Source organism: Pseudomonas folii (assembly GCF_014357575.1).
Taxonomy (GTDB): domain Bacteria; phylum Pseudomonadota; class Gammaproteobacteria; order Pseudomonadales; family Pseudomonadaceae; genus Aquipseudomonas; species Aquipseudomonas folii.
This window is the reverse complement of sequence record NZ_JACONW010000166.1, coordinates 1-11087: the sequence shown is the minus strand read 5'-3', so window position 1 is coordinate 11087 and position 11087 is coordinate 1. Positions and strand designations below refer to the sequence as shown.

The following is an 11087-nucleotide window of genomic DNA, read 5'->3' as shown; positions in this document are numbered from 1 at the left end:
CAGCTCCTACAAGGTCTTCGCAAGCCGGTGTTGCTTGATTGAGTTAGGCAAAATGTCTCCTTTGTACGAGTAAACGGTTCGTGAGACCATGCACCTGACAAACCGCCTCGCCAACAAGTTGGCTCCTACAGTTAATTTTTTCGCCTGATCATAATTTGATCAAACCCTTGCAAGCGCAGACCCGCCGCGCATCCCAGCTTCAGCAAACAACTTATCCACAGAGCAACCCACAGCAATTGTGGGGAAGTCACTACTTCGTTTTATAAATCCGTGCAGAAGAGTAATTATCAGACAGCTTCGTTGCCGTAGGCACGATTTCCGCCCGCCCCCCCCTTATGCCCCAGACCTTCAATGTAGCCGCTGACAGACAAATATCTGCATTTGCATTTTCTGTGATATCGCACTCTCTAAACACTTAGTCCTACACGAATAGATGAGGTTATACATGGGATTGCCTATGTATTCCTACAACATGCTGGAATTTTCCTACGGCATTATCGGACATTAAAAATATTAAACGACTTGGCACGTTATTGAACGAAGTGGTACCAATACACCACTCGCGGCACATGCCGTGAGTGCTAAGGGAATTATTCCCGTTCACATAAATATATGGAGTGCATCAAATGGGTCGTAAACGTTCTGAAATCGCAATTGTTCCGTTCAACAAAAATGATGAGTTAGTAGGGGGGCTGTTGCTTAGCGAGACTCTGTTTTATTCACATGACTAATGTTGTATAGCCCACGGGCTAGCTTGGGGGGTGACCCCCAAGCACTACTTCAAGGAGCGAAAAATGTTTGAACGTGATTTCTCTGCAATATCATCTGAGGAGAAAGTCCTGCAGGCTGCATCGTCGTTGGGTTTCTCGTTTTCGACAGAATTCAAAAATGCGTCAAAGACAGTTGCAGTATCGAAGTTGATAGACAACGCCGGCGTAACAGTGTCCGAAGGTGCAGGTAAAGGGATATATTGTAAAATTGGTGCGCAGGCTGAAAGTCTGGAGCACTTTGCTCTGGATGGTAATTTATTTACTGGTCTGGTTTCCTCCGCTATAGATGATATCCGTAATCAGCCTTCGCTCAGTATGGACGGATTGCTGACTAACCTTCCCAAAAGCCGCACTGCAATCGACTGCGTCGAAATGCATGACATCCTCACGGGTGGCAAGGTAAGAGTACCTGCTGTGATTCAACTTCCATGCAAGGAGTTGGGAGATAAAATTGAGGCGCACCCTGAGCTTTCCTACCTCAACCGCTATTCATCAAACTCAGGTCTTGCATTTGGTTGCTCAGAAAATGAAGCGATACTTCACGGACTCAATGAGGTTGTTGAGAGACATGCGCTTTCAAAGGTCCTAATGTCTCTGTGCGGTCAGCATGAAAAGCTGCTACTGAAGTCTCCAAGTGCGGAAATTCTGGACGAATTATTTTTCGGTCAAGACAGTCTTCGCGCCTTGGTGGATGGAATGAAAGTATTACTCACACATACCATTTATGGTGTCTATTTCTGTATGGCTATTCCGAAAAGGCCAGATGGCAGGTACCCCGTATGTCTCATAGGGTCTGGATGTTCTGTTGATGCGGGTGTGGCGATTGAACGTGCTTCAACCGAGCTTCTTCAGGCGTTGGAGTTGTTCGACGAGTCAGAGAGGGACAATGATCTAAAGGCCTACTCATTGATGCAGCGGTCATTTAAATTACAGCCGCTGATCGACCTTGAAGTGCTTAGAAATAATGAATACATATGCAGGCGACTGGATCCTCCCAGGAAAAAAACGGTCGCGCATCAGCTTGAATATATAATCGAACAGATTTCTGCTACCGGCTTGCGGATATTACGTCGAACGTTGCTTGAATTCGATAACGGTTGTGTGGTGACTCAGGTATACATACCTGGGGTGGAGCGCTTCAATCTAGTTCGAGCCGGCATTCCTGTGGTGCCGCAACATTTGCTGCATGCCAATAGGTCTTTTTCTTAAAGGCACCTAGTAAGATGTTCAATTTCTTGAAAGATACCTTTCTCGCCAAAAAAAGCCTTTTCCTGAGCGCGACAGCCATAACGATCTTTCTGAAAGGAATTGCTGTCATTCCTGCGCTTTTATTGGGGAAGATTATTGATAGCCTTGTTTCTTCAGGCGTTGTACCCGCCTCCGGTGTGCTTTGGCTTTTTGCAGCGTTGTGTATGGCGATTATTTTTCAGTCTGTTTTCAGTCCACTGCAAACTTACCAGCTGGTGAGCCTTGTGCAGACGACGTTGAAAGAAAAATCTACTGAATGGACCAAAGCTATCCTGGAGAAAGAGTTTGACGCTTTCTCCGTTTTTAGACTCGGAGGATTGATTAAGTCCGTGGAGCGTGGCATCACCGCTCATGAAAAACTACTGACGTTTTTTATTACGTCAGGTTTTCCACTTTTCATTGAGTTGATTTTGGTCGGGGCAGTCTTTGCCTATGCTGGAGGGTTCACGCTCTTTATGGCGCTTTTGGGGATATCGATCGGATATATGCTGCTTTACCGCTATGTGGTTAACTGGAGAAGACCCTATTTACTTATTGTCAATGCCGAGGAGGATCTGGTTTCTTCACGGCTGTTCGAGACCCTTCATGCTGGAAAAGTAATTAAGTTGGAGCAGGCTTGTGATAGTGCGCCGCGACCGCTTTATGAAAGTTACGCGGCCTACGCGCGGGCAGCTACGAAGGTCGCTAGTACTGGCGCTGTTCTGGGGTCAATCAGGATTCTTTATACTGGCCTTTCAACGACCGGCTTACTGGCATGGGGAGTTCAGGATCAATTGTCGGCTTCGCCGAATTTGACTGTCGGAGCCTTGGTTGCGGTATTTTCTATTGCCGGGATGTTTTTAAATAACTTCAGTCAGTTAGCCGAGTCTTACAGGACGCTCGATCAGTTTTTAGTTGATAAGAAAAGACTTCAGGAGATTTTGTTGTTGGAGAGTCATCTACACATCGTTCAAACCCTACTCTCAGATCGCCTTTTGTCGTTGAGTCTTTCGGTTATGAGTCCGTTAACTGACAGGCCGATGCGTTTTTATCGTGAGCAATCAGTAGCGATCATCGGACCCAGCGGAGCGGGGAAGACGACGTTGCTGGAAACCCTGGCAGGGGTGGTGAAGACACGACGGCATCATCTTGGCTACAACGACCGGCAGCTCCAGCCTCAAGACATCGAGGGGTATCTGCGCCGTGTTCGCTACTGCCCACAGGGTCCGGTGTTTCTGGAGGGCGCTTTTGAACACTCCGTGCTGTTCGGGCGCGAGAAATCCTCGGTTCTCGCTCAAGCCGTTGATGACCTCGAACTGCGGGAGTTGGTCGAAAATCGGCTCATTTCTGAAGGTGCTAAAAACATCTCCGGGGGCGAAGCGAAGCGACTTTCGCTGTTGCGGTTGATTAACCGTCCGGGGGATTTCAATTTGTTCGACGAGCCCACCGCGTCCCTGGACCAAGACACACGGTTGCGGGTATGGGAGGTCATTTTTTGCCACTTTAAAAACAGCGGGCTGATTTGCGTAACTCATGATTTGGCCGCGTTGCCACAATTTGATCGAGTCATTGTCATGGCGCAGGGAGCAGTGGTTGCTGATGGTCCGTGGTCTGAGCTAGAAGACGAGGGGCGAATCGCAGAGTTAGTGGCTCAAATCGTTTCAGGTTCAGATGATCCCTGAGCGGGCTACGGTCGTGGGAGGGCTCTGGTGAGGAGTCTTAGCTCTTTTTTTGTCGCGATACACGTATCCGCACAGCTTATCCACAGATATGTCTACATCCATTGTGGAAAAAGCGCCTGATAGGCGCTTAAAAGCTATTTAAAACTGGCACTTATCCAGAAGTACCTTCGTTAATGTGTTATTGATCAATAATTGATCAAATCCATGAACCTCCCGATATTAAAGACCTGTAGCTAATCACAAACACCTTATCCACAGACACGCCAACAGAGTTTGGGGGCAACTTACGTTCAACTGGTCTCGATCTGTGGAAAACTGCTGAAAGCCTTGTTTTTCAAGGTTGACAGAAGAGAATTCGAGCTTTTTTGTTGTGGTTGGTTGTTTTTTGATCGTTTGCTTGGAGGCCTTTATATACGTGGCTTGTAGAGGTAAGCGAACAACTTGTCCACAGAAGCGCCAACAGACTTTGTGGGTAGTTGTGGATGGGTGTGTTAGTCGGGGGAGGCTTTATCCACAATGAAAAACCAATAAAAACCGTGGGTTATGTTGGTTGTTTTTTAATCATCTGGCTGCAGACCCCGGTTTGTATAGGGTTCAGGGATAAGCGAACATGTTATCCACAGGTGAGCCAACAGGATTTGTGAATAACGCTCCAAAGCCTATCGGCGGTCGCTGGTAGGAGTGAACTTGTTCGCGAGGAGATCGACCAGCCTATAGGTTTTCATCGTCTGTAAAGATGCTCGCGAACAAGTTCGCTCCTACCGTTCTGCTCAGTGGCTTTAGAACGAATGACTCTGCTGTCGCCGACGCCATTGGCTCAGGCTCTGGTCGAGGCGGGCGGGGCTGTCGATCTCCTGGCGGCGGGCGTGGCTGAACAGGATCAACGCCAGTTCTGCCGTCACCAACGCATCGGCGCTGGCGTGGTGGCGTTCCTCTGCATGCAGCCCGAAGAACTGTGTCCAGTCGTCCAGCCCGGCCTTGCGGAAACCAGCCTGTGGAAAAAGCATGGGCGCGATTTCCGCTACATCCAGAAAGTGATGCTCAAGGCGGTAGTCCAGGCTGTCTTTCAATGCCCGACTCAGCATGTGCCGATCAAAAGGTGCGTGGAACGCCAGCAGAGGGCTTTCGCCGACAAATTCCATGAAATCCAGCAGGGCCTGTACAGGTTCGCTGCCCGCCGCGATGGCGCTGGGGGCCAGACCGTGGATCAACACGGCGGGGCTGACTTTATGATTGGGACAGAGCAGCGTTCGTTCGAACTGCTGACTCAGGTCAATGGCACCGTCCTCGATGACGACGGCACCAATGGACAGTACCTGATCACGGTTCATGTTCAGGCCGCTGGTTTCCAGGTCGACCACTACCCAGCGTTGCTGCCGCAATGGCTCTTCACTCAGCGGTGCAGCAGGCGCCAGGTTGGCCAGCCGTTGTTGATCGCGTTTTTCCAGCGTCGGTTTTTGTGGCCGGGGACGCAGCCATTGGAACAGGTTCATGCTGTTGAACAGATTCATAGTTGATAACGCAGGGTCAGACTGATTTGCAGGCGCTGGGCCTGGCGCAATGATTCACGCAGAATTCGTCGGTCCAGGTGATTGAGCGTGTCCGGATCGATACGATTGGACCACGGCAGATTCTGTCGACTCTGCTGCTGATGCTGCTGCATGCGGGTTTGCTGAATGAAGTGATACGCCTCTTCATACGCCGCGCCGTCTTGCGGGTCGATGACTTCGTTCTCGACCAGTTTGCGCAAACGTTCGAGGGTATTGTTCACGCCAATACCATTGGCGAGGGCCAGCACGCGAGCCCCATCGACAAAGGGCGTGAGGCCTTGGGTTTTGAGGTCCATGGTGTCCTTGTCGCTGCCTTTGCGGGCCAGGACAAAATCCTTGAAGCGTCCCACGGGTGGACGTTGGCGCAATGCGTTTTCTGCCAGCATGCGCTGAAACAGGCGATTGTCAGCGACCTGATCAAGAATCTGCTGGCGCAATTGCTCGCCGCCACTTTCGTCACCCCAGACCACCCGCAGGTCGAAGTAGATGCTGGAGTTGAGCAGATTTTCCGGCGTCGCCTCGCGAATGAATGCCGCAAAACGTCGAGACCATTCAGCCCGGGACAGGCACAGCTCCGGGTTGCTCGCCATGATGTTGCCTTTACACAGCGTGAAACCGCACAGGGCCAGGTTCTGATTGATGCGTTCAGCAATTGGCAGCAACAGACTGCGGATGTGTTCCGCTTCCGCGGCGTCTTTGGCGTCGAACAGGATGCCGTTGTCCTGATCGGTGTGCAGGGTCTGTTCGCGCCGGCCTTCACTGCCGAAACACAACCAGCTGAAGGGGATGCCAGGGTCTCCGCGCTCTTGCAGGGTCAGCTCGATCACACGGCACACCGTGTGGTCGTTGAGCAGTGTGATGATCTGCGTGATTTGTGTTGAAGATGCGCCATGGGCAAGCATGCGATCCACCAGCTGGACGATATCGCCGCGCAGGTTGCACAGGCTGTCGATGCGCGGTGCCGTGCGAATGGTGCGGGCCAGGTGAACCAGATCGACGCGTTGCAAAGAGAACAGATCCCGCTCAGACACCACGCCGCACAAGCGACCGTCTCTGACCAGGCATACGTGCGCGATGTGTCGACTGGTCATGGCGATGGCCGCGTCGAAGGCGCTGGCGTCAGGGCTGAGATGGAAGGGGGCCTGGATCATGCGGCTCTGGATCGGCTGACTGAAGTCGACATTGATGTCGGCCACGGCTTCACGCAGGTCACGTAACGTGAAAATGCCCAGCGGCGCCTGATGCTGATCGATGATCACAATGCTGCCAACTTGCTGCTCATGCATCAGTTTCACGGCTTCACGCATCGGCGTATCAGGCGTACACATCACCGGATGACGCATGGCCAGCTCGCCAAGCCGGGTGTTGAGCGAGTATTGGGTGCCAAGAGTTTCTACCGCACGTTGCTGGACCTGCTGATTGACCTGATCCAGCAAGCTGCTGACGCCCCGCAAGGCGAAATCGCGGAAGGTTGTGGATAACGCGAACATCTTGATAAACGCCTGCTTGTTCAACTGCAGGCAGAAGGTATCTTCAGCCGCCAAATGTTCGGTGCGCGTGGCTCGCTCACCTAGCAGCGCGGCCAGCGGGAAACATTCGCCGGTGGTGATTTCGAAGGTGGTTTCAGTGCCGCCTTTGGCTGTGTGAGGACGCTCGCCGACCACTCGCCCTTGTTTGACGACGTAGAAATGCTCTACTGGGCCATCGCTCGGCTTGATGATGCTCTCGTCGGCGGCGTAGAAACGCAGTTGGCATTGCTCGACCAGATACGCGAGGTGTGCGTTCTCCATATGGTCGAATGGCGGGAATTTTTGCAGGAACTGCATGGTGCCGTGAATGTTCTGCAACACCGCTGTTTTCCCGGCCTGGGTGAATGCATCGGCTCGACTCATGACCTGCACCGCTTTGTTTTTATTGAAGGCTATGGTCGGCCGCTTGAGGGGTAGTGCCCATTGGACGTAAGTCTTACGACAACAAAAAGATTTCTGACTCTTACCGTCATGGTGTAAAAAGCACCTGTACAGAGTTGTACGATGCTTGGGACGGCCCTTGTTAAAGTGCAAGGACGCCAGCAAAAAAGCACACAGATATCTCCGGGCCGAGCCCGGTGTTTTTGTCAGTCAGTGCAAAGGAATGAGGCGGTTATGCTGGATTACGATATTTTGAGCGATGAAGAGCGCGAAGCTCTGAATGAAGTGATGCTCGCGCCGCCATCCAGTTCGGAGCAACGGGTGCTGATCGTGGATGACGACCGGGACGCGCGCGAACTGCTGGCCGAAATCCTCAGCCTCAACGACATAAGTTGTCTGACGGCGGCCGGTGGCAACAGCGCCATGGAGTTGATTCGCACCCGGGACACCATCGCCCTGCTGATTACTGACCTGCGCATGGCTCCGTGCAACGGCCTGGACCTGATTCGCCGGGTCCGGGACTCCGAGCGTGCTTCGTTGCCGATCATCATCGTGTCCGGTGACGCCAACGTGCGGGATGCCATCGATGCCATGCACCTGAGCGTGCTGGACTTCCTGCTCAAGCCCATCAACACCAAGCAGTTGGTGAAGCTGGTGAAGAGAGAGTTGGGGATGGAGTGAGCAAGAACCTGTGGGAAATTCTAAGTCTTCACGCAAGCTGACGTGGGACCGGCTTTAGCCGGGAAAGCGGTATTTCTGACGACCCATTATGGGTGACTGTAACGGCCTCTTCCCGGCTAAAGCCGGTCCCACGACATCTGACTGCAGCGCTCTTATCGTCGGAATGCCGCCCAGACCAAGCACCGCTCCCACAAAAGAGGACCGCGGTGCCCGTGAAATCGCCTTACAACCCGTTCTTCGCCTTGAACTCCCGACGCCGACGGTGCAAGACCGGCTCGGTGTAACCGTTAGGTTGTTTAGTCCCTTCGATCACCAGTTCAACCGCCGCCTGGAACGCGATGTTGCTGTCGAAATCCGGTGCCAGCGGACGGTACAGCGAATCCCCCGCATTCTGGCGATCAACCACAGGCGCCATGCGCTTGAGGCTGTCCATCACCTGAGTTTCATTGACCACGCCGTGGCGCAGCCAGTTGGCGATGTGCTGGCTGGAGATACGCAGCGTGGCGCGGTCTTCCATCAGGCCGATGTCATTGATGTCCGGCACCTTCGAGCAACCCACGCCCTGATCGATCCAGCGCACCACGTAGCCGAGAATGCCCTGTGAGTTGTTATCCAGTTCGTTCTGGATCTCTTCAGCCGTCCAATCGGTATTCGGGGCCAGCGGGATGGTCAGGATGTCATCCACCGAAGCGCGAGTGCGCTGGGCCAGTTCGGCCTGACGGGCGAACACGTCGACCTTGTGATAGTGCAGCGCGTGCAACGCAGCAGCAGTCGGCGACGGCACCCAGGCCGTATTCGCACCGGCCAGCGGGTGAGCGATTTTCTGTTCGAGCATCGCCGCCATCAGGTCCGGCATGGCCCACATGCCTTTACCGATCTGCGCACGACCTTGCAGGCCGCAGCTCAAGCCGATGTCTACGTTCGAGTTCTCGTAGGCACTGATCCATTTCTCGGCCTTCATCTGCGCCTTGCGCACCACTGGACCGGCCTCCATGGAGGTGTGGATTTCGTCGCCAGTACGGTCCAGGAAGCCCGTGTTGATGAACACCACACGCTCGCTGGCCGCCTTGATGCACGCCTTGAGGTTGACCGTGGTACGACGCTCTTCGTCCATGATCCCCACTTTGAGCGTGTTGCGTGGCAGACGCAGAACGTCTTCGATGCGACCGAACAATTCGTTGGTGAACGCGGCTTCTTCCGGGCCATGCATTTTCGGTTTGACGATGTACACCGAACGAGTGCGGCTGTTGCTGCGTGTGGTGTTGCCATTGAGGCTGTGGATCGCCGCAAGGCTGGTCAGCAGACCGTCCAGAATGCCTTCCGGTACTTCCTGGCCGTTCTTGTCGAGGATCGCATCAATGGTCATCAAGTGACCGACGTTGCGGATGAACAGCAGTGAACGACCGTGCAGCTTCACGTCGCCGCCATTGGGTGCGGTGTAGTGACGGTCGCCGTTCATGGTGCGGGTGAAGGTTTCGCCGCCTTTGGAGACCTGTTCGGCCAGGTCGCCTTTCATCAGGCCCAGCCAGTTGCGGTAAACCACTACCTTGTCGTCAGCATCGACGGCTGCGATGGAGTCTTCGCAGTCCATGATGGTGGTCAGGGCGGCTTCCATCAGTACGTCTTTGACGCCCGCGGCATCGGTCTGGCCAATCGGACTGGCAGCGTCGATCTGAATCTCGAAATGCAGGCCGTTGTGCTTGAGCAGCACAGCGGTCGGTGCTGATGCATCGCCTTGATAGCCGATCAACTGCGCGTCGTCTTGCAGGCCGGTATTACTGCCACCCTTGAGGCTGATCACCAGTTTGCCGTCGATCAGCTTGTAGCCGGTGGAGTCGACGTGGGAGCCCGCGGCCAGTGGGGCGGCTTCGTCCAGGAAGGCGCGAGCGAAGGCAATCACCTTGTCACCGCGAACCTTGTTGTAGCCTTTGCCTTTCTCTGCGCCGTCGGCTTCGCTGATGGCATCGGTGCCATACAGCGCGTCGTACAGCGAACCCCAACGGGCGTTCGAAGCATTGAGGGCGAAACGGGCGTTCATGACCGGCACCACCAGCTGTGGGCCTGCCATGCGCGCGATTTCTTCGTCGACGTTTTGCGTCGTGATCTGGAAATCCGCCACCTCTGGCAGCAGATAACCGATTTGCTCAAGGAAAGCCTTGTAAGCCGAGGCGTCGTGGGCCTGTCCGGCATGGGACTGGTGCCAGGCGTCGATCTGCGCCTGCAATTCATCACGTTTGGCGAGCAGTGCCTTGTTCCTGGGGGCCAGCTCATTGATCAACTGGTCTGCACCCATCCAGAAGCCAGCAGCATCAAGACCGGTCCCGGGAAGTGCTTCGTTATTCACGAAGTCATACAGGACTTTGGCGACCTGCAGGCCACCGACTTGAACGTGTTCAGTCATTGCACTTGCCTCACTCTGCTCAGCTTTTTTACGCCCCCGAGGGAACGCTCTATTGTGGGGTCGCCGTTTATGTAGTGCGCGACGCGGAATACTACATGAAGGCTTGACGCGTGGAAACGGAACTAAATATGTCACTTCGCGACTGAAATTTCATCGCCAGTCATCATCGGGATCAGGATGTTCTCAAAGATGTTGCCGATTGTTCCAGATAAAAATGGAAACCGTACACAAAATGGCAGCCAGGCCATACTCCGGCGTGGTGGGCAGGCTTGCCTATACTTGTCCCCTTGTCGTCAGCCTGCGTGGCTGGTGCAGATTCAAGACCAGAAGGAGTCAGCAGTGGATCATCTCGTTATCACGGTATTTGCCCCCGACAAGCCTGGCCAGGTTGAAGCCATCGCCAAATGCATTGCCGACCACGGCGGTAACTGGCTGGAAAGCCGCATGTCGCACATGGCCGGGCAGTTCGCCGGCATCCTGCGTATTGGCGTCGCGACTGACGCCCATGAAGAATTGAAGAGCGCGTTGATCGAGTTGTCCGGGCGGGGCATACGCGTGCTGTTTGCCGAAACCGCCATCGAGTCGCCCGGTACCTGGAAACACATTGGAATGGAGTTGGTGGGCAACGATCGCTCCGGCATCGTTCGCGACATCACTCGGTTGCTGTCAGAGCAGGGCGTTAACGTCGAAAGACTGGTCACCGAAGTCAAACCCGCACCCATGAGCAGTGAACTGCTGTTCCACGCCGACGCGATATTGGGCGTACCTGAATCGCTGGCGCTGGATGATCTGCAACAAGCGCTGGAAACCCTGGCGGATGATTTGATGGTGGATCTGGTGTTGCGTACGGATCTTTGAGCCTGTGG

Annotated in this window: 7 protein-coding genes; 4 read left to right on the top strand and 3 right to left on the bottom strand. The window is 54.0% G+C overall.

What is annotated here, in order from left to right; genetic code table 11:
- Window positions 1-794 precede the first annotated feature (794 nt).
- A complete protein-coding gene (locus H8S59_RS23320) occupies window positions 795-1979 on the top strand; it encodes a YcaO-like family protein (protein WP_187522953.1) in 1185 nt (394 codons plus the stop codon).
- Between the two features lie 14 nt (window positions 1980-1993).
- Entirely contained in the window at window positions 1994-3679 is a 1686-nt protein-coding gene (locus H8S59_RS23315; protein ID WP_187522952.1) for an ATP-binding cassette domain-containing protein, read from the top strand.
- Between the two features lie 779 nt (window positions 3680-4458).
- On the opposite strand, the gene H8S59_RS23310 is transcribed toward H8S59_RS23315, so the two are convergent.
- Both H8S59_RS23310 and H8S59_RS23305 read right to left on the bottom strand, forming a co-directional pair.
- Entirely contained in the window at window positions 4459-5172 is a 714-nt protein-coding gene (locus tag H8S59_RS23310) for a 3'-5' exonuclease (RefSeq protein ID WP_187522954.1), read from the bottom strand.
- Window positions 5173-5186: 14 nt separating this feature from the next.
- Complete coding sequence (locus H8S59_RS23305; protein ID WP_187522951.1) at window positions 5187-7121, bottom strand: putative nucleotidyltransferase substrate binding domain-containing protein; 1935 nt, start codon at window positions 7119-7121, stop codon at window positions 5187-5189.
- A 252-nt stretch (window positions 7122-7373) separates the two neighbouring features.
- Here H8S59_RS23305 and H8S59_RS23300 point away from each other — a divergent pair, with 252 nt between their 5' ends.
- Window positions 7374-7820: a response regulator gene (locus tag H8S59_RS23300; RefSeq protein ID WP_187522950.1), complete on the top strand. Its 447-nt coding sequence runs from the start codon at window positions 7374-7376 to the stop codon at window positions 7818-7820.
- Window positions 7821-8043: 223 nt separating this feature from the next.
- Here the strand turns inward: H8S59_RS23300 and H8S59_RS23295 are convergent, their stop codons facing one another.
- On the bottom strand, window positions 8044-10221 hold the full coding sequence (locus tag H8S59_RS23295) for a malate synthase G (RefSeq protein WP_187522949.1): 2178 nt from the start codon (window positions 10219-10221) through the stop codon (window positions 8044-8046).
- A gap of 339 nt (window positions 10222-10560) precedes the next feature.
- Here H8S59_RS23295 and H8S59_RS23290 point away from each other — a divergent pair, with 339 nt between their 5' ends.
- Entirely contained in the window at window positions 10561-11079 is a 519-nt protein-coding gene (locus H8S59_RS23290; RefSeq protein ID WP_187522948.1) for an ACT domain-containing protein, read from the top strand.
- Window positions 11080-11087: the final 8 nt, after the last annotated feature.